This is a genomic window from Kitasatospora sp. NPDC096140 (assembly GCF_040303045.1).
Classification (GTDB): Bacteria; Actinomycetota; Actinomycetes; order Streptomycetales; family Streptomycetaceae; genus Kitasatospora.
Genome location: NZ_JBEOUW010000003.1, coordinates 100935 through 125251 on the forward strand (window position 1 = coordinate 100935; position 24317 = coordinate 125251).

The 24317-nt window shown below is 72.6% G+C and carries 21 protein-coding genes and 2 tRNA genes; 13 read left to right on the forward strand and 10 right to left on the reverse strand.

Features of this window, described 5'->3' with window-relative positions; translation table 11 throughout:
• Positions 1–26 precede the first annotated feature (26 nt).
• The 8 genes from ABT048_RS03790 to ABT048_RS03825 form a co-directional block, all read right to left on the reverse strand.
• Positions 27–1010: a serine/threonine-protein kinase gene (locus ABT048_RS03790; protein WP_350519689.1), complete on the reverse strand. Its 984-nt coding sequence runs from the start codon at positions 1008–1010 to the stop codon at positions 27–29.
• A 5-nt stretch (positions 1011–1015) separates the two neighbouring features.
• The gene (locus tag ABT048_RS03795; protein WP_030393886.1) at positions 1016–1423 is read right to left on the reverse strand and encodes a hypothetical protein; all 408 of its coding nucleotides are present in this window, start codon (positions 1421–1423) and stop codon (positions 1016–1018) included.
• Between the two features lie 16 nt (positions 1424–1439).
• Positions 1440–2519 carry a hypothetical protein gene (locus ABT048_RS03800; protein ID WP_350519690.1) on the reverse strand — a complete coding sequence of 360 codons (1080 nt, stop codon included), beginning with the start codon at positions 2517–2519 and terminating at the stop codon, positions 1440–1442.
• A gap of 162 nt (positions 2520–2681) precedes the next feature.
• Positions 2682–2852 (reverse strand): hypothetical protein, encoded by a 171-nt coding sequence (locus ABT048_RS03805; RefSeq protein ID WP_350519691.1) that lies wholly within the window; start codon positions 2850–2852, stop codon positions 2682–2684.
• A complete protein-coding gene (locus tag ABT048_RS03810; protein WP_350519692.1) occupies positions 2852–3091 on the reverse strand; it encodes a hypothetical protein in 240 nt (79 codons plus the stop codon). The genes ABT048_RS03805 and ABT048_RS03810 overlap by 1 nt, the downstream gene beginning before the upstream one ends.
• Positions 3088–3483, reverse strand: coding sequence for a hypothetical protein (locus tag ABT048_RS03815; protein WP_350519693.1), 396 nt, complete (start codon positions 3481–3483; stop codon positions 3088–3090). The genes ABT048_RS03810 and ABT048_RS03815 overlap by 4 nt, the downstream gene beginning before the upstream one ends.
• Entirely contained in the window at positions 3480–4481 is a 1002-nt protein-coding gene (locus ABT048_RS03820; RefSeq protein ID WP_350519694.1) for a DUF2637 domain-containing protein, read from the reverse strand. The genes ABT048_RS03815 and ABT048_RS03820 overlap by 4 nt, the downstream gene beginning before the upstream one ends.
• Before the next feature lie 91 nt (positions 4482–4572).
• On the reverse strand, positions 4573–4851 hold the full coding sequence (locus ABT048_RS03825; protein WP_350519695.1) for a hypothetical protein: 279 nt from the start codon (positions 4849–4851) through the stop codon (positions 4573–4575).
• Between the two features lie 427 nt (positions 4852–5278).
• Here ABT048_RS03825 and ABT048_RS03830 point away from each other — a divergent pair, with 427 nt between their 5' ends.
• The 8 genes from ABT048_RS03830 to ABT048_RS03865 all read left to right on the forward strand — a co-directional run bounded on the left by ABT048_RS03830 (position 5279) and on the right by ABT048_RS03865 (position 14674).
• Entirely contained in the window at positions 5279–6127 is an 849-nt protein-coding gene (locus ABT048_RS03830; RefSeq protein ID WP_350519696.1) for a GntR family transcriptional regulator, read from the forward strand.
• A complete protein-coding gene (locus tag ABT048_RS03835) occupies positions 6124–6822 on the forward strand; it encodes an HAD family hydrolase (RefSeq protein WP_350519697.1) in 699 nt (232 codons plus the stop codon). Before ABT048_RS03830 ends, ABT048_RS03835 begins: the two co-directional genes overlap by 4 nt.
• 257 nt (positions 6823–7079) lie before the next feature.
• Positions 7080–8381, forward strand: coding sequence for a DUF262 domain-containing protein (locus ABT048_RS03840; protein ID WP_350519698.1), 1302 nt, complete (start codon positions 7080–7082; stop codon positions 8379–8381).
• A gap of 7 nt (positions 8382–8388) precedes the next feature.
• Positions 8389–9312 carry a HEPN domain-containing protein gene (locus ABT048_RS03845; protein ID WP_350519699.1) on the forward strand — a complete coding sequence of 308 codons (924 nt, stop codon included), beginning with the start codon at positions 8389–8391 and terminating at the stop codon, positions 9310–9312.
• A gap of 440 nt (positions 9313–9752) precedes the next feature.
• Positions 9753–11027 (forward strand): MFS transporter, encoded by a 1275-nt coding sequence (locus tag ABT048_RS03850; protein WP_350519700.1) that lies wholly within the window; start codon positions 9753–9755, stop codon positions 11025–11027.
• 215 nt (positions 11028–11242) lie between these two features.
• Positions 11243–12607 (forward strand): FAD-binding oxidoreductase, encoded by a 1365-nt coding sequence (locus ABT048_RS03855; protein ID WP_350519701.1) that lies wholly within the window; start codon positions 11243–11245, stop codon positions 12605–12607.
• 487 nt (positions 12608–13094) lie between these two features.
• Complete coding sequence (locus ABT048_RS03860; protein ID WP_350519702.1) at positions 13095–13427, forward strand: hypothetical protein; 333 nt, start codon at positions 13095–13097, stop codon at positions 13425–13427.
• A gap of 458 nt (positions 13428–13885) precedes the next feature.
• Positions 13886–14674 (forward strand): pyridoxine/pyridoxamine 5'-phosphate oxidase, encoded by a 789-nt coding sequence (locus ABT048_RS03865; protein ID WP_350519703.1) that lies wholly within the window; start codon positions 13886–13888, stop codon positions 14672–14674.
• Between the two features lie 135 nt (positions 14675–14809).
• Here the strand turns inward: ABT048_RS03865 and ABT048_RS03870 are convergent, their stop codons facing one another.
• Positions 14810–15631, reverse strand: a complete 822-nt coding sequence (locus ABT048_RS03870; protein WP_350519704.1) for an EamA family transporter — start codon at positions 15629–15631, stop codon at positions 14810–14812.
• 347 nt (positions 15632–15978) lie between these two features.
• Here ABT048_RS03870 and ABT048_RS03875 point away from each other — a divergent pair, with 347 nt between their 5' ends.
• From ABT048_RS03875 to ABT048_RS03885, 3 genes are all read left to right on the forward strand, one after another.
• The gene (locus ABT048_RS03875; protein WP_350519705.1) at positions 15979–16851 is read left to right on the forward strand and encodes a DUF1906 domain-containing protein; all 873 of its coding nucleotides are present in this window, start codon (positions 15979–15981) and stop codon (positions 16849–16851) included.
• Positions 16852–16894: 43 nt separating this feature from the next.
• Positions 16895–18172: a hypothetical protein gene (locus ABT048_RS03880; RefSeq protein ID WP_350519706.1), complete on the forward strand. Its 1278-nt coding sequence runs from the start codon at positions 16895–16897 to the stop codon at positions 18170–18172.
• Positions 18173–18324: 152 nt separating this feature from the next.
• Positions 18325–19986 (forward strand): long-chain fatty acid--CoA ligase, encoded by a 1662-nt coding sequence (locus ABT048_RS03885; RefSeq protein WP_350519707.1) that lies wholly within the window; start codon positions 18325–18327, stop codon positions 19984–19986.
• 127 nt (positions 19987–20113) lie between these two features.
• On the opposite strand, the gene ABT048_RS03890 is transcribed toward ABT048_RS03885, so the two are convergent.
• Positions 20114–23659, reverse strand: coding sequence for a response regulator (locus tag ABT048_RS03890; RefSeq protein WP_350519708.1), 3546 nt, complete (start codon positions 23657–23659; stop codon positions 20114–20116).
• Positions 23660–23837: 178 nt separating this feature from the next.
• Between ABT048_RS03890 and ABT048_RS03895 the strand changes: the two genes are divergently transcribed.
• A tRNA-Ser gene (locus ABT048_RS03895) sits at positions 23838–23931 on the forward strand.
• Between the two features lie 296 nt (positions 23932–24227).
• Positions 24228–24303 (forward strand) — tRNA-Arg (locus ABT048_RS03900).
• Positions 24304–24317 lie beyond the last annotated feature (14 nt).

Here is a 24317-nt window from a genome sequence, read left to right on the forward strand (position 1 = left end):
TGCCGGGCGCGGGCCGAAGGGGAGGTTCAGGCGGCGGTGGTGCGGCCGACGATGATCGTTCGAGCCGGGTTGTCCGGGTCGGCCCTCATGACGAACCCCTCTCGGGTGGACCACTCCCGGGCGTTGTTGGTGTTGGCGTTGGCACTCTGAGCTGGGCCAACGTTGGCAACAGCGGTGGTCTCGGGAGGGCAGGGGAGCGGGGGCACGTCCTGGTGGTGGACGCCGGGCCCGTTGCCGTCCGGGGTGCGGACCCCTTCGCGGACCGGGACGCGGGCCTGGGAGAGGAGTGCGCGGACGGCCTTGGTGGAGCCCGTCCAGGAGGGGTGGGCGGCGCCCAGATCGGCCGCCAGCCGGGTCAGCAGAACGGAGCTGCCGGAGGCCGTCAGGGAGGCGGTCAGGGAATGGGCCTCGACGGGGGTCGGGGTGGTCGCCCGGGGAGCCTCTACGGGGGTCTTCTCGGCGGGCCCCTCCTCGACCGCGGGCACCGGCTGCTCCTGGTCCTCCTGACCCTCGGCCGGGGCGTCCTTCCCGCAGGCGGGAGCGTGGATCAGGGCGGCGATCCACCAGACCCCGAGGAGGACGCCGATGCCGGGCTGGATCCAGGGGCGGGCGAGGGACCAGACCAGCGGGCCGCCGACGATCAGAAGCAGAGCCGCCACGCCGGCGGTGTCGCCGAGCCTGCTCCGCTGTTCCTTGCGGGCGGCCTTGGCCTGCTCCAGCTCGACCTGCCGGGCGGTGACCTGGGCGGCCTCCCGGGCCTGGAGCATCGCGGCGCGCTTGACCGGGTCCGCCTCGGCCAGGAGCTTCTGGGTGAAGGCGGTCTCGGCGGCTTCGGCGGCCTGGGTGGTGATCTCGTCGCGCTTGGCCTTGAGGGCGGCGGCCTCGGCCCGGCGCTCGCGCTGGGGGGCCGTCAGCTTGCGGACGAGGACGGGCGTGCCCGCGACGAGGCCGGTGACCGGGTAGAGCAGGGTGGGGATCAGCCTCTCGGTGGGGAAGATCTTCTCGGTCATGGCGGTCAGCCGATGAACGAGGTGATGAGCCCGCTGAGGATGCTGGCCGGCAGGGCCCAGAGTCCGCCGGCGGCGGCGAACAGCGAGGGGGCGACGGCGCCGCACAGCGCGTCCTTCCACGGCTTGGGCTTGAGGCCGAACACGGCGATGGTCAGGACGGCGGCGGTGGCGCCGGTCTGCCACTCCCCCAGGGCGGCGTTGCCCTGGAAGGAGCTGCTCAGCTGCTGGCCGATGCCCGCCAGCTGCTGGAACGCGGTGCCCGCGTTGGCCGACAGCAGGCCGATTCCGAACGCCCAGTAGGGGACGTGCTCGTCGGCGACGTTGATCTTGTTCTTGCCGCGCACGCCGACGTACAGGTACATGGTGGTGACGGTGGCGGCGCCGCCCGTGCCGAGGGCGATGAGGCTGCTCATGGTGGGTCTCCTTCGGTCAGTGGAGGGGGAGGGCGGCGAAGAGGCGGTCGAGGCCGGCGGCCACGGCGAGGCCGGAGGCGACCGGGACGCGCAGGGCGACGAGGGTGATGAGCGGGAAGGGGCCGGTGACCTCGGAGACGCGCTGGCGGCCGCGGTCGCGGACCTGGAGGTCCAGGGCCCAGCCGAAGGCGGCGACGAGCAGGCCGACGAAGGGCCCGCCGGGGGCGATCAGTGGCACCAGGCCGGTCGCCCAGCCGCCGGTGGCGCTGATCGCGGTGAGCACGCACCAGCGGCGGAAGCGGCGGGTGCGTTCCGACGGACTGGCGGTGCGGGCGGCGCGGCGGCGCTGGCGGCGGGCCCGGGTGCGGGCTTCGCGCTGGTCGGCGAGTCGCTGCTCGCGGTGACGGCGGGTGCGCTGCTCGGGGGTCTCCCCGGCGGCGGCCCGGGCGGCGTCCTCCCGGGCGCGGGCCCGCTGCCGGTCCAGTTCCTGTTCGGCCCGGCGGCGGGTGTCCCGCTCCTCGGGCGTCTCGCCGATCCGTTCGGCCAGCAGGTCGACCATGCCGACGAGGTCGTCCCGGCGGTGGCCGGGGGCGAGCAGCTGCTCGACGCGGTGGCGCTCGGCCCGCTGCTCGGCGCTCTCGCCGGCGGCGGCGAACGCGGCGTCGCGCTCGGCGCGCTGCTGGGCGATCAGGGTCTCGTACTGGACCTGTTCGCGGGCCGTGCGCTGGGCCTCGGTCTCGCTCATCAGTTGGGTGACCTGCTGCCCGACCTGCGAGGCGATCGTGGGGACCTGCTCGGACAGGATCCTGCCGACCGGGGCCCAGAACGCCTGCGCGGCGGCCTCGAAGGACGGCCGGGCGCTCTGGTCACCGCCGAGCGGAACCGGGGTGTGCACGATGGGCCCGGACTTGCGCCACCACTCGTCGACCACCGGCCCGGTGCCGGCCGCGGCGGGCGGGGTCTGGGGCGGGACCGTCGGCGGCGCCGACGGCATCGGCGGAACGGGCGGGGCGGGGGCGGGAGGGGCGAGGGTGACGAGCCTCTGCAGGACGTCGGCCAGGTCGTCGTCCCAGTCGCCGTTGTGGGGGGTGGTCATCGGTTCGACCCCCGGCGGATCAGCTCGCGGACGGCGACGCTGGCGATCGCGGCGTCGAGGAGCACGAGGAACAAGCTCAGCAGGTAGCCCATGGAAACTCCCAGGTCGGAGAGGATGCGCGCCCCGCACCGAGGGGGTGCGGGGCGCGCGTCGGGGAGTGGGTCAGGAGGAGCGCCACCAGGCGCGGGGGGACTCGGCGTGGTGCCAGGCGGTAGTGGACCGGCTGGTGCGGTGGGAGTCGATCTGGCGCTGTCCGGCGCGGTCCGCCTCGCGGACGGCCTTCGCGCGCCGCTGCCGGCCGGATGCGGGCGGCTTCGGGTCGCGGCCGAACATCAGCGCTGCCTGATGCGGCCGACGAGGACGAACGGCTCGCCGTCGACGACGCACATCGCGGTGAACTCGCCGGGGCAGGCGCCGCCGCTCCGGGCGTCGGTGACGACCAGGCGCGAGCACCACGGCTCGCGGATCAGGCCGCTGACCACGTCCAGCGGCACGGGGTCGGCGACGCGGTACGCGATGCCGTCGCGACGGATGGTGCCGACCAGCGGCAGGGAAGTGATCGGCTGGCTCACTTCGCACCGCCGCCCTCGCCGACCCGCACGCCGTGGTCGACGTGCGGGGCGCGGACAGCGAGGGTGTAGTAGCCGGTCAGGGTCAGCGGGGTGCCGGCGTAGGTGGTGGCGGCGCTCAGCCATGCGTGGGGACCGGTGCTGCTGTGCTCGACAGCGGCGGGGTCGACCACGAGGGCCTGCCGCCACTGCTCGAAGTCGCTCAGCGCGGTGTCGCGGTGGAAGCCGAAGCACAGGCCCCAGACGAGGACCAGGTCGCCGGAGGCATCGCGTTCGGCGGACACGACCTGCTCGCTGGTGACCCTGGGGACGGGCAGCTCGGCGTGGGCGTGGAGTGCGGCCATCAGTGCCCCGGCCGCGTTGATCAGCCCGGAAGCGGTGTGGTTGGTGGTCACGATGCCTGCTCCTCAGCGGTCGTGGTGGGGACGGCGTGCAGGGCGGGCCGGACGGCGAGGTGTTCCTTGTAGCGGGCGGCGATCCAGCCGGCGGACCAGCCGGTCAGCTTCACCGCCTGGCGCTGCGGCAACCCGGCCTCGACGGCGGCCCTGACCACCTCACGGGCCCGCTCCTCCGCCAGCCGCTCGGCGGCCGGGCCGGCGGACAGCAGCTCGGCGCGGGCCCGCTCGGCGGCCTCCCGCTCACGCCGCTCACGGTCGGCCCGGGCGGCGTGCTCACGGCGCTCACGCTCGCTCGCCTCCTGCTCACGACGCTCGCGCTCGGCCCGTTCGGCGGCCTCCCGCCGGGCCTGATCCTCGCGCGCCGCAGCCTCCCGGTGGGCGCTCTCCTCGCGCTGGTCGCGGGCCATGCTCGCGTCGTGCTCACGCTGCTCACGGGCGAGCCGGGCTTCGTGTTCACGACGCTCACGCTCGCCCCGCTGGGCGGCCTCGAAGCGCTCCAAGCGGTCGGCCCGCTCCTCCCGGCGCCGGGCCTCGGCCCGTTGCTCGCGAAGCTCGCGCTCGGCCCGCTCAGCGGCCTCACGGGCGGCCAGCGCGGCGCCGATCGCCCGCCGGTAGGCGAGAGAGGTCTCGGCCGTGACGATCAGCAGCAGCGGCGCGACCGCGTGGACCGCCACCCCGACCGGATCCCGGTCCAGGGCGGACAGACCCACGTTGAGCAGCACCGTCATGAGGCCGGTCATCCACCGCAGGACCACCGGCCAGCGCCCGCCGTCGCCGTTCAGGCGGGCGAGCGTGGCGTCCATGCGCACCACGATCACCACCGCCGCGTCGACCACGAGCGGCAGGATCGGCGCGGTCCACTGCCAGCCCTTCGGGGTGTGGCTGGCCATGAGCGGGGTCACCGTGAGCACGCTGTAGAGGACCGCGCCGAACGTGATCGCCCACGTCCCGACGCTCAGCGCCCGCTCCGCCGAACGGATCTGAGCGGGACTCATCGCCGCCTTCATCGCGGCCCCCGATCCGCCCGCGGTGAGCGGCCGGTGAGCACGCTCACGGCGACCGTGAGCGCGGTGAACACGTTGCTGTTCACGCCGCCACCCGGTAGGTGCTCGCCGCGCGGCGGATGACCGCCGGGCGCCGCAACGGCACCGGCGCCGACCGCAGCAGACGCTCGGCGAACGCGGCCAGCACCGGGTCCTCACGGCGCAGGTCCGCCAGCATCGCGTGCGCCGCATCCAGCCGGGCCGCGCGCTCGATCTCGTCCTCGCCGGCGACCCCGGCGAACAGCTGCTTGTCCACGCCGAGCGCCAACTCGGCGAACTCGTCGTCGTCCGCGGCCGTCTGGCCCGCGATAATCAGCCTCATGGGCCTACCTCTTCTCTGGGGTGTGGGCCCGTGAGGGGTCGCCGCGCTCCGGCCAAGGAAGGCGCGGCGGCCCCGTTCTCACAGGCCCGGCCAACGTTGATCAACAGCACTGGCCGCCCCGGTTGCCCAGGACGGCCAGCAGGTCTGCGCCCTTGCAGGCGGGCGCGGCCTTTTTGATCTAGGTCTCCGATCTGACAAGGCGCCGGGATGCCTCGGCCCGATCTGTCCCGGGCCCCTTCGCCCTGGGCGCGGCGGAAGGCCGGCCATCTACGGGCGCATTCGTGCAGGTCAGAGCAGCCCAAAGAAGGCCCCTCTGTGTCACCCCTGTCTCACTTGGCGCGACACTCACAACATAGAGAACCTGCTTAGGCAGGTCAAGAGAGTTGGGTTTCTCGCGCCTGTTGAGCACCTCCCCTAGCATTGGTCCATGGCCCTGGACCCGGACGACTCTCGCCCCCCGTATCAGCAGGTCGGCAGCTCTCTGCGGGCCTCGATCCTCACCAAGAAGCCGGGCTTCGAGACCGGCGACAAGCTCCCCTCAGGCCCCGAGCTGGCCAAGCACTTCGGCGTGGCGCGCGGCACGGTGGATAAGGCGCTCGACCTACTCCGCACCGAGGGGCTGATCGTGACCCGGCAGGGGAGCGGGTCCTTCGTCCGGGAGCGGACATCCCGGCCGGTCGGGCTGCGGCCTCACCTCGAAGCGGCCTTCGAGCAGCAGCAGGTGACCCTCGACTTCGCGGGGTTCTCCAGCGAGACGCTGCACAACGCGCTCCAGGAGCCGCTGGACAAGGTCCGCTCCGGCCGTCTGGCGCCGGAGTCCATCACCATCCGGCTCCTGCTGCCGGACACCACGGCGCCCATGGCGGTGCCCGTGCTCGTCGACGGTCTCCAGGACGAGGCCGCCCTCCGGCAGCGCGCCCGCAACATCGCCCTGACGAACGCCGGGGGCATCGCGCACTCGGTGGAGATGCTGGCCGAGCTGGGCCTCGTCCAGAAGGCCAGTGTCGAGGTCAAGGTCCACCGCGCGTCCAGCCTGTTCAAGCTGTACATCCTGAACCGGTCGGAGGCGTTCTTCGGCTTCTACCCGCTCCGCGAGCGCACCGTGGCGATCGACGACAGCGCCCACACCTTCTACGACGTCACCGGCAAGGACACCACCCTGTTCCACCACGCCGCCGGCCCGGACGACGCCTCGCTCGGCTCGCAGTACGTCCAGCAGGCCCAGATGTGGTTCGACAGCGTGTGGAGCACGATCGCCTACGAGCGGCAGTCATGATCGCCACTCCCCAGCAACTCGCAGACGTGCTGCGGCCGGTGAAGCACGTACTGCTCGACTTCGATGGCCCGGTGTGCTCAGTCTTCGCCGGCCTGCCCGCTCCCGAGGTGGCCCGGCGACTTCGTGAAGGCATGTTCGCCGTCGGCGAGCAGGCCCCGGTTGGGGCTGAGGACGAGAGCGACCCGCTTGCTCTCCTCCGGCTGATCTCGGACGCTCGGCCCGACCTTGCAGAGAGCTCGGACGCGGCGCTGGCCGCGCTGGAGACCGAAGCTGTCCGGGTCGCTCGCCCAACCCCGGGCGGAGAATCGGTTCTCCAAGCGTGTGCCCGATCCGGCCGCCTGGTCTCCGTGGTTAGCAATAACGCGGGCGAGGCCATCGAGACCTATCTCACCGCGCACGGCCTCAGTGAATATGTGGCCGGAGTCTTCGGGCGCGTCCCGGCCGATCCCTCGTCCATGAAGCCCAGCCCGCGCCTGCTGCTCGAAGCCATGAAAGCCGTGGAAGCCAAACCGTCGGAGTGCATCTTCATCGGCGACGCTGTCCGGGACGTAGAAGCGGGCGATGCGGCAGGGGTTAGGACGATCGGCTATGCCAACAAACCTGGGAAGGGTGCCAAGCTGATCGCAGCTGGTGCGGTTGTCGTAGTGGATTCGATGCAACTCATTGCCGATGCCTTGGCAGGCAGCCGCGTCTAACGCGGTCTGCCCAGGCAGACCTCAAGTAGCCGGCACGAATCTCGAACCGAACCTACGGCTCCCAGCGCTCGACCTCAGACGAGGGGAGACCCCGCGGGCCACTGCTAACGCCTGTTCGGTCTGGATGTACTGGTGGGCAGTACGGTCAGTGATCGGCGCTCAATCTCGGCTCGGTTCCGATGTCCAGGGAGTACTCCCCGGCGCCATCGCAAACCGCGTAGGCTGTCCGCATCTACGGGCAGACTCTAGGAGCCGAAGTGTCGTCAGAGCGCGCGCAAGCCGAGGAAATGCGTCGTGAACTGGTTGAGAGGCAACGGGAAGCCCTGCTAGCGGGAGAGTTGGTTGAAAAGCGCCTGGCTCGGACTCCATTGGAAGAAAAGCCATCTGACGAGGATATCAATGCCCGGTACGACCGAGGAGAAATTCGGATTGTCACCGAGCAGGCCCGGTACCCCCTTGACTCAATCACGAGCCTTCTAGAATCTGGCAACTACAAGCTCGATCCTGATTACCAGCGGCGGCACAGGTGGTCGAAGGACCAAAAGAGCCGGCTGATCGAGTCGTTCATTATGAATGTTCCGGTTCCGCCAATTTTTCTTTATGAGCACGACTTCAATCGCTACGAAGTCATGGACGGCCTTCAGCGCCTAACTGCAGTCAAAGAGTTCTATGCCAATGCCTTCGAGCTATCTGGGCTTGAGTATTGGACCGAGCTTGAGGGGATGACCTATGGTCGACTCCCCTCTCGAATTCGCGACGGCATCAGTCGGAGGTATCTTTCGTCCATTGTCCTCCTGAAAGAGACAAGTCATGGCGAAGAAGACCCTGAGCGCCTAAAGCGATTCGTTTTCGGCCGGATCAACACAGGCGGCGTCCAGCTTTCCCATCAGGAGGTCAGGAACGCTCTCTATGACGGGCCCATGAATACGCAGTGCAAAGAGCTGGCTGCGACTCCAGCGTTGCGAAGGCTGTGGGGAATTCCCGAGAATGTCGAGGAGCTTGTTGGAGGGGCGACGGAGGCCGACTATGCCCTCGAAGAAGCTTCCGACATCCCTATCGGTGGCGCAGACCAGCCTGCGGAGATTCCGCGAGCCTGGCGAGAGATGACCGATGTCGAATTGGTGTTGCGCTTCTTCGCCAATCGTCAGCGCATGATCGTCTATCGAGACAATATTCGAGGGTACCTGGATGCGTATCTCCAGGCCGCAAACTCGTTTGACCAGACAACCATCGACCGTCTCGGCGCAACCTTTGTGGATACAGTTGATCTAGCTGAGGAGATTTTCGGGGCCTATGCATTTAGGCGTCCGCGAGGTCAGGGCTGGACTGCCGTTCCTTCCGTGTCAATTTACGATGCTCTGATGAACGTGCTCTCTCGGCTACTTGATAGGGGTGGCGATTTGGTGCGGCGGCGCGAGGAAATCCAGAGGGGTCTTCCGGATTTCTATCAGGAGCACTCCCGAGTGTTCAATCTCCGAGGTCAGACGCGAACGGATTTGATGACCAGGGAGATTGAATTTGAGAAGTACCTTCGCAGCTTCATCGATGTAGCGAGCTGATGGCGCCTTGTACCTCAACTCCGCATGGCGGCGCTGCTCGGAGCGGTTCGACGAGGTTAACCTCTTCATCGACGCTTCCTCTGGTTTGGCGAGGACGGCCGCGGCGCCGTCCTTCAGGTCAGATCTGTACGGTAGCTGGGTTCTCATGGCTTATGCCGCCTGCCAATTTTCGCTCGTTGAAATCGGGCGAGGCACTATGGCGTTTCTCGGGCAGAAATATAAGCACCCTGCATCAATGCCCGGTAATGTTCTGCGAGCTCATGAGAAAATGACGCTCGATGGAATTCGGCGCTTGGTGGAGGGCGATGCAAAGAGTCAGGCTTTAGTCCGCCAAACTCTCAAAGACATCTACTCCAGCAATTGGTCGACAACTTCCAAGCTCCTAAAAATGGATCGCAATGTGTGGCCCAATAATGTAAAGGAGTGGCTCAAGCGCCTTGGTGTAGAGGATAGCGAGATGTCCTGGATGAAGGACACAACGCCTGGAACTTCGGAGACCTACGAGTCTCGGATGGCCGAGCTAGTCGAAGAACGTAATCCAATCGCTCACGGGCAGTCCCCGTCACAGCTTCTGACAGCCCAGCTGATGAAGGACTGGCTTGGTGAGTGTCGCGAGTTCATGGAACGTTGCGCCATGACGGTGGAATGGCGACTGGCGATCGACCACAAGCCTCGCCTGAGAACGGCTGGGTCGGTAGATAAGGCTCTTGTACTTGGCAATAAGACCGTTCCTATCGTTCAGCTTTCCCTTCCTCTGCGAGTGGGGGACCATGTACTCCTGGCTAGTGCGGGGCAGCGTAAGAAGGTCGCACGTGTTGAGGCCCTCTACTCAAACATGGCGAGTTATCAGGAGCTTCCGGCCGGACACCAGGCTGTTGCTGTTGGCCTGAGTAAGACTCACCAGGCGTGTGGGATATTTCTAGTGCCCTGAGTGGCTCCAGCGCTGGGTCAGATGGCCGCACCGGTAGGCTCGTACGGTATGCACGGCTGGCAGCTCGGCTGGGTGGAACACGCCTGGAACGCTAGGCCCAGTAGCGATGTCAATATGGGACGGCCCCCAAGGTGGGCGGTTTGCGTCCGGTGTTGAGCTGCATGCTCTTGAAAACTGTCGTGGCGTGACCCGTCACCGTGGGTTCGAATCCCACGCTCTCCGCCGGTAGGAGAACCACCTGCTCAGGGCGGGTGCCGACATCGAGTCGGCACCCGCCCTCTGCGTTTGCGGGCACCGGTCCCGGTCGTCGCGGCGGCCCAACCGGCCGCTGTGGCCGCGGGTTACGGGCCGGGGGCGCCCGGGGTGGAGGTCGAGGCGGTCGCTCGGCCGGTGGACCGTGCTTGCCCTCGACCGGGTCGAGGGTCCTAGCGTCGCCCGGCATGACCGACGCCGCCGTTCCCACCGCCGCCGTTCCCACCGCCGCCGTTCCCGAGGCCGCCGATCCCGACGCCGCCGTTCCCCGGGCTGCCGTGCGGTCGCCGCTGCCCCGGCCCTACCTGCTCTGGCTGGCCGGCACCCAGGCGGGACTGCTGGGCGACGCCGCGCTGTACTTCGCCCTCGGGTGGGCCGCGTCCGCGCACGGTGGCGGGGCGACCGGGCTCGTCCTGACCGCGATCACCGTGCCCCGGACGGCGCTGGTGCTGCTGGGCGGCGCGGTCGCGGACCGGGTCGGCGCCCGCCGGGTGATGCTCGCCGCGGACACGGTGATGCTGGTCGCGACCGTCGCCCTGGCGCTGGTGGCGGGCAGCCGCGGCACGCCGCTGTGGCTGCTGGTCGCGGCGGCCGCCGTGATCGGGACCGTCGACGCCTTCCACCTCCCGGCGAGCGGCTCGATGCCCAACCGGCTGGTGCCCGCCGACCGGCTGCCCCGGGCGCTCGCCCTGCGCCAGGCCGGCGGGCAGGGCGCCGCGCTGCTCGGGGCGCCGCTGGGCGGCCTGCTGGTCGCCGTCGGCGGGTTGCCCGGTGCGGCGGTGGCGGACGCGGCGAGCTTCGGGGTCGTCCTGCTGGTCCTGCTGCGGCTCCGGCCGGGGGCGGCCGCGCCGGTCGACGCGCCGGCCGGCCTGTTGCGCGAGGCGGCGTCCGGCGTCCGGCTCGCCCTGCGCGACCCGCTGCTGCGCGCCGCGCTGCTGCTCACCGGCGCGGCCGCCGGGGCGCTGCTGCCGGTGATGTCACTCCTCGCCCCGCTGCTCGCCCGGGCGCACGGCTGGACGGCGGGCACGGCGGGGCTGGTCACCGGCGGACAGGCGGCCGGGGTGCTCGCGGTGGCAGGTCTGATCGCCTGGCGGGGCGGGCTGCCCAGGGCGGGCGTCGGGGCGGCGGCCGGGCTCTGTACGGCGTCCGTGGGGGTCACGCTGCTGGCGCTGGCCGCGGGACCGGCGGCAGCGGTGACCGGCAGCGCGGTGACGGGCGTCGGCTCCGGGCTCTTCGCCTGCCACCTCGGACCGCTGGTGGCGGCCGGCGCGCCGGACTCCCATCTGTCCCGTGTGCAGGCGCTGTTGACGCTCGTGCAGAGCGCGGCCCTGGTGCTCGCCAACGCGCTGCTGGGCGTGCTCGCCGACACGGCGGGCGCGACCCTGCCCACCCTCCTCTGCGCCCTCGCCGCCGGCACCGCCGGCCTGACCGCCCTGGCCGGCCCCACCCTGCGGCGGGCGTGACCCGTGACCGGGGCGTGGGGGTTGCGCCCGGGAACGCCCGCTGCCACGCCCGCCGGAGCCCCGGTCCGGGTGCCTTCCCGCTGCGCTGCCGCCGCCCGGCGGGCGTGCCTCCCCGTCCCTCCCCGTCCCGCGCCGCCCGGGGCCCACTTGCCCCTCTCCCGGCACGCGGGCAGAGTGCGGAGGTGGAGCTGGTCGGGCGGCGAGCGGAGGCGGCGATGGGTGATCTGACGGACCGACTGGCGCAGGGCCTCCCGGCCGGGGCCGTGGTGGTGGATCCCGACGTGACCGCCGCGTACAGCCGCGACATGGCCGGGTTCTGCGCGGCAGGCGTGCCCGCGGTGGTGGTGTTCCCGGAGACGGTCGAGCAGGTGCAGCACGTGATGCGCACGGCGACCGAGCTGCGCGTGCCGGTGGTGCCGCAGGGTGCCCGGACCGGGCTGTCGGGTGCGGCGAACGCGGTGGACGGTTGCGTCGTGCTGTCGCTGGTGAAGCTGAACCGGATCCTGGAGATCGACCCGGTGAACCGGATCGCGGTCGTCGAACCGGGTGTGGTGAACGCCGAACTCTCGCGTGCGGTCGAGGAGTTGGGCTTGGCCTACCCGCCGGACCCGTCCAGCTGGGAGTCCTGCACGATCGGCGGCAACATCGGCACCGGCGCGGGTGGGCTCTGCTGTGTGAAGTACGGCGTCACCAGTGAGTACGTGCTCGGCCTGGACGTGGTGCTGGCGGACGGGCGGCTGCTGTCGACCGGCCGCCGGACGGCCAAGGGCGTGGCGGGGTACGACCTGACCCGGCTGTTCGTCGGCTCGGAGGGGACGCTCGGCGTGGTGGTCCGGGCGGTGCTGGCTCTGCGGCCCGCGCCGGCCCCGCAGTTGGCGCTGGCGGCGGAGTTCCCGAGTGCGGACGCGGCCGGTGCGGCGGTCTGCGAGGTGATGGCGCGCGGTCTGACCCCGTCGCTGATGGAGCTGATGGACGCGGTGTCCGTGCGGGCGGTCAACGAACTGGGGCAGATGGGGCTGCCGGAGTCGACCCGGGCGCTGCTGCTGGTGGCGTTCGACGGCCCGGACCGGGTGGGCGAGCTGGCGCGGGTCGAGCAGTTGTGCCGGGAGGCCGGGGCGACCGAGGTGGTGCCGGCCGAGGACCAGGCGGAGTCCGATCTGCTGCTGGCCGCCCGGCGGCTGGCGCTGCCCGCGATGGACCGTTTGGGCACCACGATGATCGACGACGTGGCGGTGCCGCGTTCCCGGCTGGCCGAGATGCTGAACGGCGTCGCCGCGATCGCCGAGCGGCACGGGCTGACCATCGGGGTGGTCAGTCACGCGGGGGACGGCAACACCCACCCGATCGTGATCTTCGACGCCTCGGACGAGGAGCAGGCCGCCCGTGCCCAGCGCTCCTTCGACGAGATCATGGCGCTCGGACTGGAGCTGGGCGGCACGATCACCGGGGAGCACGGCGTGGGGCTGCTCAAGCGGGACTGGCTGGCCCGCGAGCTGGGTCCGGTGGCGCTGGACCTGCAGCGGCAGTTGAAGGCGGTCTTCGACCCGCTGGGAATCCTGAACCCCGGCAAGATGGTCTGACGTCCGCCGCGGTCCGCCGGGGCCCGTTCGAGGCCCGTTGTGGTCTGTCCGCGGCCCCTTGTGGCCCGCCGTGGCCCCCGTTTCGGTGTGACTTTCCGATGGTCTGCGAATGGCTGGAAAAGTCGACATGGAAGGGTGGTCGAACTTTTCCGGGGCGCATGGGCGACCGGTCTGCGCCGGGGTGGTGCGCATGGCGGTTCGCATCGCGTCGAAGCGCCGTTCCGGATCGCCCGCGAACCGGCGGCCGTACGGGCAGAATCCCAGCTCGATGGCGGTGTGTCGGCGCGCTGTCCGATTTCCTGTCCGTTATGCGCGGCCCGGGTGGATATCACGCTAACGGGCGAAATCCGTTGGTCGAGCTAGTGCTTTGTCGATTTGTTGCGGAAGTCTGTCTCCCGGCGTCGCAGCCCGCAGGTGTTCGTCTGGCCGGCGAACCCCCGCACACCATGCTCGACATTGCACGATCAACAGCTTTCTGGAGGCTTTGATGGCTCGCATCCATACCCGCCGGGTGGCCGGACTCCTGTTCGCCGCCCCGCTCGCGGTCGGTCTGCTGCTCGCGGCGGCCGCCGGTGTCGCCGTCGCCGACAACGGCGCGGGCGCCGCAGGCGGTTCCAACGCCGGTGTGGTGTCCAACGTGGGCACCGGCAACGTGTTCGGCGGCGTCGACGGCAACTACGTCTCCACGCAGCAGACGGCCACCGGTTCCGGTGCCTCGAACCAGAACAACACCCTCGCGGTGAAGGACAACGCCGGCGCCGTCCTGGCCGGCCAGGGCAACAAGAACGTCAACGTCATCTTCGCCCCGATCTTCCCCTGACCGTACGACCGTGCCGGGTCCCACCGAGCACCACCGAGGGCGGGGGCGCCCGAAGTGAGCGGCCACGGGTGAACTGAGCACCCGCGGACGGGCTCGGACCGGATCGAACGGCCGGGGAACAGCGAACAACCGGCTCGGGAACAGCGAGCCGCGACAATCGCGACAACCGCGACAACCAGAGGGAACCGCGCATCACCAAGGGAACAGCGCATGACCGGCCAGCGGAAAGGGTCACCGCGAAACCGGCTCCGTGGGCGGTGCCGCCATCGGCACCGCCCACGAGTGCGTCCGGGGCCGGCCACCGCCGACCCGGGCCCGATCCGTCCACCGAGGGCCCGCGCCCGGGGCCGTCGGCCCGCGGCGGTACGGTTGCGCTCCGACAGCGCACCGCGCCGGGGCCCGGAAAGGGACGGCCCGGCCGGGGTGGCGACCGCGGCATTCGGAAGGAAGGGCGCGCGATGGCGGCGGAGGAGGAGGGCCTGACCGGCCCGGACGGGGCCAGGCCCGTACCGGAGCCGGAGGCGGGGGCACGCCCGGAGCAGGCGGCCGATCCGGCCCGCGAGCACCGGCCCGAGCCCAGGTCCGTCCCCGAGCTGCTGCTCGGCCGCCCGCCGATGGCGCGCCCGCTGCCGTTCTTCGACCACGAGGCCGCTCCCGCCGAGCCGGGCCCGCTGTTCGTGGACTGGCTCGCCACCGCCCTGGACGCCGGGGTGCTGGACCCGCAGGCGTTCACCCTCTCGACCGTCGACGCGGACGGCATGCCGGACGCCCGGGTGCTGGTGCTGCGCGACGTCGACGCGGCCGGCACCGGCTGGAACTTCTCCGCCGCCGCCGACAGCCCCAAGGGCCGCCAGCTCGCCGACCACCCGGCCGCCGCGCTGACCGTCTACTGGCCGCAGCTGGGCCGCCAGGTGCGGGTGCGCGGCACCGTCGAGCGGGCCGCCGACCTGGTCGCCGCCGCCGAGTTCGCCACCCGCTCGCCCGCCGCCCGGGCCTCCTCGCTGGTCGGCCGGCAGAGCGAGCCGCTGGCCGCGCTGGTCGAGTACGACGACGCGGTGGCCGTCGCCCGCCGCCGGCTGGAGGCGCACCCGGACGTCGTCCCGCCCGGGCACGCCGTCTACACCCTGTGGGCGCACGAGGTGGAGTTCTGGCAGGGCGACTCCGACCGCCGGCACGTCCGGCTGCGGTACACCCGCACCGGCCCGGTCAGCTCCCCGGACTGGTCGCGCACCCTGCTCTGGCCGTGAGCCGCCGACGCCGGTAGCCGACAGGCACCCCCGACGTCGGTAGCCGACGGGCACCCCGCCACTGGTAACCGACGGGTTCACCCGGCGCCGGCCGCCGGGTGCCCCGGGCGGTCCACCGGCGTCCGCGGACGGGCCCTACCGGCGCCCGGTCAGCGTGGCGCCCACGCTGGCCGCCACCACGCAGCCGATTCCGGCAAGCTGCGGCACGCCCAGCAGCTGGCCCAGCACTACCAGGCCGACCAGCGCGCTGACCGCCGGCTCCAGGCTGACCAGCACGCTGAACACCCGCTGCGGCATCCGGCGCAGCGCGGTCATCTCCAGCGCGTACGGGATCACCGGCAGCAGCAGCGACACCCCGGCCACCGAGGCGAGCAGCACCAGCGGCGAGGCGCCCGGCGCGGTCAGCCCGTGCCAGGCCTCGCCGAGCCCGAGCGGCGCCAGCGTCAGCGCGCCGACCGTCATCGACACCGCCAGTCCCTGGAACCCCTGGAAGGTCGCGCCGACCTTGTCGGTGAACAGGATGTACGCGGCGTAGCAGGCGGCCGCGCCGAAGGCGTACAGCAGGCCGACCGGGTCGAGCGAGCCGCCGCCCTCCCCCTCGCCGAGCAGCGTCAGCAGCACCACGCCGGCGGCCGCGAGCAGTGCCCAGAGCAGGTGGCTGGCGCGCCGGGCGAAGACCAGGGCGACCGCGAGCGGGCCGAGGAACTCGATGGTCGCGGCGGTGCCCATCGGCAGCCGGTCGATCGCCCCGGCGAACAGGCAGGTCATCCCGGCCGAGGCCACGCCGAGCAGCGCGGCGGCGCCGAGGTCGCGCGGGCGCTTGTCGCGCAGCTTCGGCCGGGTGACGGCGAGCAGGATCGCGGCGGCGAAGCCGAGCCGCAGGAAGGTCGTGCCGCTGACCCCGAGCGGGCCGAAGAGCGGCTTGGACAGGGCGATGCCGGTCTGCACCAGGAACATCGCGGTCAGGCAGAGAACCGGCGCCGGGATCCTTCCCCAGCCTTCGGCCGCGGGGCCGGACGCCCCACCTCGTCGCCGGCCACCCCGCTCGCCATGCCGCTCGCCCTTGAGGGCGGGCGGCATGGCAAGAGCCTCGGCGACGGCGGCGGCCGACGACGAGGCAGTGGAGGTTTCGCTGGTATGGGAGGTGGGCATACGGGCGAGTTTGCCGTAAGGAGTGATGTGGCGGCAAGCTCGTTACAAATATCGGGACGGATACGGACGGGTGCATCCGAAAGGGTGGACCCGCGCGCGGCTGGCGGCGTGGCTGCCGCATTCGTCCGACGATCCGTCAGTATCAAGGCCGGGTGCGCTATCTCCGCCCCGCGGCCCTCCTCGCCGCCTCCCTCGTCCTCCTGCTGGCCACCGACGGGACGGGCGCGAGCGCCGAAGCCACCGCCGCCGCGCGAGCCGCCGTGCCCCGCATCCGGGCCGTCACCCTCCCCGACCGGGGCGCCCCGCCCCGCCCCGACGACGACTGGAACGGCCCCGCCTTCGACGTCTGCACCGCACCCCCGCTCGACACCCTGCGGGCCTGGCACGGCGCCTCCCCGTACGGGGCGGTCGGCATCTACACCAGCGGCTCCCAGCGCGGCTGCGCCCAGCCCCGGCTCACCGCCGAGTGGGTGCGCCGGGCGCGCGCGACCGGCTGGCGCTTCCTGCCGGTGCACGTCGGAGCCCAGGCGCCGTGCGGAGACCCGAGCCGCAGGCCCGCGCGGATCGACCCGGCGAGGGCCGTGCAGCAGGGCCGGGACGAGGCGGGCGAGGCCACCCGCGCGCTGCAGTCGCTCGGGCTCGGCCCGGGCAGCCCGGTCTACCTGGACATCGAGGCGTACCCGATGCACGACCGGGCCTGCGGACAGGCCGTGGTCGACTTCGCCCTGGGCTGGACCCAGGCCCTGCACTCGGCCGGCTACCACTCCGGCTTCTACTCCAGCCTCGACTCCGGGATCGCCGACCTGGCGGCCGCGGCCCGGGCCGGCAGCGCCCCGCTGCCCGACGCGTTCTGGTACGCCCGCTGGGACGACCACGCCGACACGGCTGGCTCCGGCGCCCTCGACCCCGGGCTGTGGAGCCTCCACCAACGCGTCCACCAGTACCGCGGCAACGTCACGGAGACCTACGGCGGCGCCACCCTCACGATCGACCGCAACCAGGTCGACGCCCCCACCGCGGGCTGAGGCCGCCGGTAGGGTGGCCCCCGATCCGGCACAGGGGGGCGGAATGACGAACAGCCACGGACACGGCGGCGAGCACGGGTACGGCACCGCGGGCGGATACGGCGCGGTGCCGCCGCAGAACCCGTACGGGCAGGCGCCGTACGAACAGAACCCGTACACCCAGCCGGTCCCGCCGCAGCCGTACCCGGGCCGGCCGGTCCCGCCGCAGCCGTACGCCGCCGCTCCGGAGCCGTACGCCGCCCAACCGCCCGCCGCAGCACCGCAGTTCGCTGCTCCACCGCACGCGCAGCCGCAGCAGCCCCAGCCGCATTCGCAGCCGCAACCCGGCGCCTTCCCCGGCTTCCCCGGCCCGTTGCCGCGTCGCAGCCGCCTCGCCGTCCTGCTCCAGTTCCTGCTGCAGTGGATCTACGCCCCGCTCTGGATCGTCGGCCTGGTGATCCTCTTCGCCGTCCTGATCCTCTCGGACTACAACGGCGGCGGCCCCAGCTCCGACGGCTGGCTGAAGGTCAACCGCACCTTCATCCCGCTGCGCCGCCTGCGGGCCGAGCTCACCGGCCGCCCGGAGGACTGGGAGCGCTACGTCACGCCGATCATCCGGCGTCGGATCGCCGCCGCCGAGGCCAAGCACGCGGCCGGCGGCGGCGAGGTGCAGGCCGACCTCGGCCGGGAGGTGTCGGTCGGGCTCGCCGATCGCCTCTACCGGGGCCTCGGCGCGGCCGGCGTGGTCCGGATCGGCGAACGGCACGGCTGGCACGGCGTGCTGCCGTCCGGTCCGAACACCGTGCACATCCGGCTCGTCCGCCGCTTCCCCGCGCCGGCCGGCCTGAACGCCCCCTCCCCGCACGACCCGCCGGCCGCCCCCGGCACCCCGTGGGGCCCGCAGCCGACCCGCTCCGCGCTGCTGCTGCCGTTCGTCTTCCTGCTCCAGATCGTCTACGTCCCGGTCTACGGCCTGGCCACCTTCTGGATCGACCGCCCCGAGCCCGACCACTGGGAGCGCTGGGGAGCCCGGTGGACGGTCGGCCCGCGCGCCTTCCGGGCCGAGTTCACCGACAGCCCCGCCGCCTGGGACCGCCACATCCGCCGCATCCTCCAGCGCGACACCAAGCGCGAACTCGGGCGCACCGCCGACAGCTACGCCAGGCTCACCACCCCCGACGGCACCTACTTCCGGCGCATCCAGGTCCACCGCGCCACCTACCGCGGCGTCGGCGCCCACCGGGCCCTGTCCATCGCCGCCGAGGGCGGCTGGACCCTCGACCCCGCCTACACCCCCGACCCGGCCAACTCCCTCCGCCTCTGCCGCCGCGAACAGCGCTGACCCGGGGCCGGCGGGGGCCCGTGATCCGTGCAACGGGGTCGGGATGCTGACAGCGGGCCGTGGGGGCGGCAAAATCGGGCAGGTCGGCGCGCATTACCGCCCGGTAGGTGCCGCAGGCGATTCCGCCAGTGCCGCCAGGTCAAGGAGGACCCGTGTTCAGCACGATGCAGGACGTACCGCTCACCGTCGCCCGAATCCTGGAGCACGGGTCCACGATCCACAGCAGGTCGACCGTCACCACCTGGGACGGCACCGGGCCGGTCGTCCGTACGTACGCCGAGGTGGGAGCCCGTGCCGCGCAGCTCGCGTGCGCGCTGCGCGACGAGCTCGGGGTGACCGGGGACGACCGGGTCGCCACGCTGATGTGGAACAACGCCGAGCACCTGGAGGCGTACCTCGCCGTTCCGGCGATGGGGTCCGTGCTGCACACGCTCAACCTGCGGCTGCCCGCCCAGCAGCTGTCGTTCATCGTCAACCACGCCGCCGACCGCGTGATCATCGTCAACGGCACCGTCCTCCCGCTGCTGGCCGCCGTCCTGTCGGACCTCGCGCCCACGCTCAAGCACATCGTGGTGAGCGGCCCCGGCGACCGCTCGCTGCTCGCGGGCTTCGCGGGCGGCGTGCACGACTACGAGGAGCTGATCGCCGGCCGCCCCACCACGTTCCCGTGGCGGAGCGACATCGACGAGCGGCAGGCCGCGGTGCTCTGCTACACCTCCGGCACCACCGGCGACCCGAAGGGCGTGCTCTACAGCCACCGCTCGGTCTACCTGCACTGCCTGCAGGTCAACACCGGCGACAACTTCGCCTTCACGCCGCGCGACACCGCGCTGCCGGTGGTCCCGATGTTCCACGTGAACGCCTGGGGCATCCCGCACGCCGCCTTCATGTCGGGCGCCAACCTGCTGATGCCGGATCGTTTCCTCCAGCCCAAGCCGATGGCCGAGATGATCGCCGCCGTCCGCCCCACCGTCAGCGCCGCCGTCCCCACCATCTGGAGCGGCCTGCTGGACGAGCTCGACGCCGGCGACTACGACACCTCCAGCCTGCGCATGGTGGTCATCGGCGGCAGCGCCTGTCCGCCGTCGCTGATGGAGGGCTTCCAGGAGCGCCACGGCATCCGGGTCATCCACGCCTGGGGCATGACCGAGACCTCCCCGCTCGGGTGCTTCGCCCAGCCGCCGGGCGGCCTCACCCCGGAGGAGGAGTGGCCGTACCGGATCACCCAGGGCATCTTCCCGGCCTCCGTCGAGGCCCGGCTGATCGGCCCGGGCGGCGAGCGGATGCCGCACGACGGCGTCTCGGCCGGGGAGCTGGAGGTGCGCGGCCCGTGGATCGCCGGGGCGTACTACGGCGGCGCCGGACAGGACCCGGTCCGCCCGGACGACAAGTTCTCCGAGGACGGCTGGCTGCGCACCGGTGACGTCGGCACCATCACCGCCGACGGCTACCTGACCCTCACCGACCGGGCCAAGGACGTCATCAAGTCCGGTGGCGAGTGGATCTCCTCGGTCGACCTGGAGAACCAGCTGATGGCGCACCCCGAGGTGGCCGAGGCCGCCGTGGTCGCCGTCCCGGACGAGAAGTGGGGCGAGCGCCCGCTGGCCACCGTGGTGCTGCGCCCGGGCGCGACCGTCGGGCTGAAGGAGCTGCGGGCTTTCCTGGCCGGGCGGATCGCCTCCTGGCAGCTGCCGGAGCGCTGGTCGATCGTGGAGTCGGTGCCCAAGACCTCGGTCGGCAAGTTCGACAAGAAGGTGATCCGGGCCGACTACGCGGCGGGCGGGCTGGACGTCACGGTGCTCGGCAAGGAGTAGCCGGGAGCCGCAGGGACGGGAAGAGGGCCGGCCGCCCCCCTTACGCAACGGGGGCGGCCGGCCCTTCCACATGTCCCGGCGGGCGTCGGCCCGTGTCCCGACCGGTGTCGGCCCGCGTCCCGGCGGGTCAGCCCGCGGCGGCCACGTCCGCCTCGCCCATCGTGCCGATCCGTCCGAGCAGGTCCACGATCCGGCCCTGGACGTCGTCGCTGGTCGAGCGCTCGGCGAGGAACAGCACCGTCTCGCCGGTGCGCAGCCGGGGCAGTTCGCGCGGGTCGAGGTCCACCGAGGTGTAGACCACCAGCGGGGTGCGGTGCAGCCGGTCGTTGGCGCGCAGCCAGTCCAGCAGGCCGACCCGGCGGCGGCGGATCTGCAGCAGGTCCATCACCACCAGGTTGGGCTGCACGCTGCTGGCCCGGGCCACGGCGTCGTTCTCGTCCACCGCGTGCTCGACGTGCATGCCGCGCCGCTCCAGGCTGCTGATCATGGCGGCGGCGATGTCCGGGTCGCCCTCGACCAGCAGCACCCGCGGGGCGTGGTGCTCGCCGTCGCGGGGCGCGAGGGCGCGCAGCAGCACGGCCGGGTCGGCCCCGTACACGGCGTCCCGGGTGGCCTGGCCGAGGCCGGCGGTGACCAGCACCGGGACGCGGCGGTTGAGCGCCGCCGTGCGCAGCGACTGCAGCGCGGTGCGGGTGATCGGGCCGGTCAGCGGGTCGACGAAGAGGGCGGCGGGGAAGCCGGCGGCCTGGGCGTCGACCTCCTCGCGGGAGCTGACGATCACCGGGAGGTACCCGCGGGCCTGGAGGGCCTGCCTGGTCGCCGGGTCGGGCTCCGGCCAGACCAGCAGCCGACGGGTGTTGGCCAGTTCGCCACCGGTGGCCGGCGGCTGATCGGCGGCGGGCCGTTCGTCGGCGGGCGGGAGTTCGGCCATCGGGCGCGGGGCGGTCCGGGCCTCGGCCGGGACGGCCGGCTGCGCCGGAACGGCGGACATCGGCGGGGGGCCGAGCGGGCGCGGCGGGGCGAGCTCGCCCAGGCCGGTGCCGACCGGGCGCGGGCCCGACGGCTCCTCGGCCGCGGGCAGCGCGGGCCGTGCGGGCTCCAGGGCGGTGCCGGGGGCACCGGCGTCCCGGCCGGACGGGCCGGCGGGCAGGGCCGGCGCAGCGGGTGCGGCCGGACCGGCGGCGCCCATCGACGCGTCCGGCCCGGGCCCCGGCGGGACGGCCAGTCGGCGGCGGCGGCCGGTCGGCGCGGCGGCCGGTTCGGGCAGCGCGGGCGCCGGGCCGGCCGGCAGGGCGTGCTCCAGCCCGGGGTACACCGGGGTGTCGGTCGCTCCGGGCAGGGCGAAGCCGCCGGAGGAGTCCTCGGCGGAGGGCAGGGCGCGGCGCCGACGCGGCTTGGGCTCGCCCGCGTTCTCGGCCGGGGCGGCCCCGTCGGTCGGGGTGCCGGCCGGCGGGGTGCCGTCGGCGGCCGGGGAGGCGGCCGGGGAAGTGGTGGGGGCCGGGCCGAGCGCGAGCGGCTCGCGACCGCCGGACCGGTTCTGCTGCGCCCGCTCGCCCTCGACGGGCACGGCGTAGGCGGGGCCGGAACGGCCGTCGTCCTTGCCCCACGGGTCGCGCTGCGCACCGTCCGGGCCGGGCAGGCCCTGGCGGCCGTACGCGGGGTCGTTGCCGGTGCCGTTCCACTGCTCCGGCACGGCCCGCTCGACCCGGGCGGGGGCGTTCGGCCACTGGTCGGCGGGACCGGCGGGACCGTCGGACGCGGCGGGCGCGGTCGGCGCCGGGGTCTCGGCGGCCGGGCGGCCACGGCGGCCGCGCCGCTCGGGGGCCGGGGGCTCCTCGGCGGGCGCCCGGTCGGCGGCTGCGGCCTCCACGGCCTTGCGGCCCGGCTGTTCGCCCGCCGGCGCGGCGGGCCCGGCGGCCTCGCCGCTGCTGGGCAGCTGCGGGATGCCCGGCAGCTCGGGCAGGACGGGCAGGACGGCGCTGTCGCTCTCCTTGGGCCGGTCGGAGCGGCCCTCGGTGGCGGCGCGCTCGGCGGCGGCCTTCGCCGCGGCCGGGTCCAGCGGCAGTTCGACGACGTACGTGGTCCCGGACTTGCCGGGCAGCTCGTGCGGCTGGAGCACGCCGCCGTGCCGCTCGACCACCGAGCGGGCTATCGGCAGGTGGACGGGGCTGCCGCCGACGCCGGGGCCGCGGATCTCGACCCGGGCGACCTCGCCGCGCTGGGCGGCGGCCAGGACGACGGTCGGCGGTTCGGGGGCGGTCGGCACCGCGGGCGCCGCGCCGCCGGCCAGACCGGGGACGGCGAGGCCGGGGGAGGGGGTGGTGGGGGCGTCCAGCGCGAGGCGGACGCCGCTGACGTCGGCGACCAGGTGGGCCAGCGCCTGGGCGAGTCGCCGCTCGTCGGCGATCACCTCCACCGCGGCGGCGTGCACCGAGAACCGCACCCGGCCGGGGCCGACCAGCTCGCCGGCCTCCTCGACGGCCCGGCGGACCACCGTGTCCAGAGCCACCGGCACCTGCACGGCGGACTTCCGACGACCCTTGACGTCCTTGCCGTCCTTGGGGTCCTTCGGGTCCTTGCCGTCCTTGGTCTCCGTCGCGCCGGTCTCGCCGGCCTCGCTGCGCTGGTGGTCGAGGACCCCGTCGATCAGCTTCCCGAAGCGGCGGCACTCGTCGGCGAGCCGGCGCAGCGTCCAGTTGGCCTCCGGCCAGAGCTGCCCGGCCGGGTCGGCGGCGAGCGCGTCCAGCCGCTGGTTCAGTGCGCTGAGCGCGCCGCCCAGCTCGTTCTCCAGGACGGCGGTGAGGTGCTCGTTGCGGGCGATCAGGGCGAGTTCGCGGCTGCGGTCGGTGAAGGTCATCACGGCGCCGACCAGCTGGTCGCCGTCCCGCACCGGGGCGGTGGTGAGGTCGACGGTGACCGGACGGCCGTCCTTGCGCCACAGCACGGTGCCGCGCACCCGGTGCTTGCGCCCGGAGGTCAGGGTGTCCAGCAGCGCGGACTCCTCCAGCGCCAGCGGGGTGCCGTCGGCCCGGGAGTGCTGGATCAGCGGGTGCAGCTCACGCCCGCCCAGCTCGCTCGCCCGGTACTCCAGGATGTGCGCGGCGGCCGGGTTGACCAGTACGCAGCGGCCTTCGAGGTCGACTCCGAGCACGCCCTCGGCGGCGGCGCGCAGGATCATCTCGGTCTGCTTGTGCTGGCGGCGCAGCTCCGCCTCGACGCCGAGCCGGCCGGAGAGGTCGCGGACCAGCAGCAGGAGCAGGTCGGAGGAGGACGACGAACGGGAGCCCTCGCGGTACGGGTCGTACGGGACGAGCGGGGAGAGCGCGTAGCCGCGGCTGCTGTCGTTGTCGTCGGCGAAGTCGTTGCCGGAGACCTCGACCGGGAACGTGGTGCCGTCGGTGCGGTGGGCGGTCATCCGGACCGGGCGGTCGAGGGCGTCGCCGTCGCGGGTGGCCGGGCGCATCGAACCGGGGATCCGGCTGGGGTCGAAGTCGGGGAGCAGGCCGAGCACGCCCATGCCGACCAGCGAGGTGCCCGGCGCCTGCAGGGCCTGGACGGCCGCGCTGTTGGCGTCCACGACGGTGCCGTTGCTGTTCACCAGCAACAACGCGTCGGGCAGGGCGTCGAGTATGGCGGCGAGGCGAGCAGCGCCTCGGATCGGCCTGCTGCTCACGTCGACAGGTCTCCTCGGCTCGGGGCAGCTCCTCCGGAGACGGCAGTATCTCATTCTTCTTTGCGGCGGGGACGACCCGCCTAGTAACGTTGGCGGTGGTTGGTGCCGAACCCCAGGGTTGTGGCATCATCACTGACACACGGAACGGGTCCGCTTCGCGCGGATGCGATCCATGTGGGGAGGCTTCGCCTAGTCCGGTCTATGGCGCCGCACTGCTAATGCGGTTTCGGGGTTATTCCTGATCGAGGGTTCAAATCCCTCAGCCTCCGCCAGTCGGGAGCCCCCGTCGACGATCTCGTCGACGGGGGCTCTTTGCGTTCCCGGGGGAGGTTCGGACCGGGGCCGGGTCGGTCCCCGCTCGATCCACCCCGGCGTGGGTCGGCCCGGGTCGGCGGAGGTCGGCGGGGGTCCGGGGCTGGTCCGGGGTGGGCCGGGGAGCCGGTCGGGGGCAGGCCCGCGGGAGGTCGCGGGGGGTCCGCAGAGGGTCCGGGAGCAATCGATTTCGCCCCACGTCGCAGGTCATGTAATGTTGTCCCCGCAACGCCCCGGGGCAACGTTCACGGGGCGAGCGCTCATAGCTCAACGGATAGAGCACTTGACTACGGATCAAGAGGTTGCAGGTTCGAATCCTGCTGAGCGCACCAAACTCCGCAAGATC

Excerpts from the sequence above, each read along its gene's own strand:
- ABT048_RS03790 (WP_350519689.1), bottom strand. The coding sequence starts at position 1,010 with ATGACCGAGAAGATCTTCCCCACCGAGAGGCTGATCCCCACCCTGCTC.
- ABT048_RS03795 (WP_030393886.1), bottom strand. The coding sequence starts at position 1,423 with ATGAGCAGCCTCATCGCCCTCGGCACGGGCGGCGCCGCCACCGTCACC.
- ABT048_RS03800 (WP_350519690.1), bottom strand. The coding sequence starts at position 2,519 with ATGACCACCCCCCACAACGGCGACTGGGACGACGACCTGGCCGACGTC.
- ABT048_RS03805 (WP_350519691.1), bottom strand. The coding sequence starts at position 2,852 with ATGTTCGGCCGCGACCCGAAGCCGCCCGCATCCGGCCGGCAGCGGCGC.
- ABT048_RS03820 (WP_350519694.1), bottom strand. The coding sequence starts at position 4,481 with ATGAGTCCCGCTCAGATCCGTTCGGCGGAGCGGGCGCTGAGCGTCGGG.
- ABT048_RS03825 (WP_350519695.1), bottom strand. The coding sequence starts at position 4,851 with ATGAGGCTGATTATCGCGGGCCAGACGGCCGCGGACGACGACGAGTTC.
- ABT048_RS03830 (WP_350519696.1), top strand. The coding sequence starts at position 5,279 with ATGGCCCTGGACCCGGACGACTCTCGCCCCCCGTATCAGCAGGTCGGC.
- ABT048_RS03835 (WP_350519697.1), top strand. The coding sequence starts at position 6,124 with ATGATCGCCACTCCCCAGCAACTCGCAGACGTGCTGCGGCCGGTGAAG.
- ABT048_RS03850 (WP_350519700.1), top strand. The coding sequence starts at position 9,753 with ATGACCGACGCCGCCGTTCCCACCGCCGCCGTTCCCACCGCCGCCGTT.
- ABT048_RS03855 (WP_350519701.1), top strand. The coding sequence starts at position 11,243 with ATGGGTGATCTGACGGACCGACTGGCGCAGGGCCTCCCGGCCGGGGCC.
- ABT048_RS03860 (WP_350519702.1), top strand. The coding sequence starts at position 13,095 with ATGGCTCGCATCCATACCCGCCGGGTGGCCGGACTCCTGTTCGCCGCC.
- ABT048_RS03865 (WP_350519703.1), top strand. The coding sequence starts at position 13,886 with ATGGCGGCGGAGGAGGAGGGCCTGACCGGCCCGGACGGGGCCAGGCCC.
- ABT048_RS03870 (WP_350519704.1), bottom strand. The coding sequence starts at position 15,631 with ATGTTCCTGGTGCAGACCGGCATCGCCCTGTCCAAGCCGCTCTTCGGC.
- ABT048_RS03880 (WP_350519706.1), top strand. The coding sequence starts at position 16,895 with ATGACGAACAGCCACGGACACGGCGGCGAGCACGGGTACGGCACCGCG.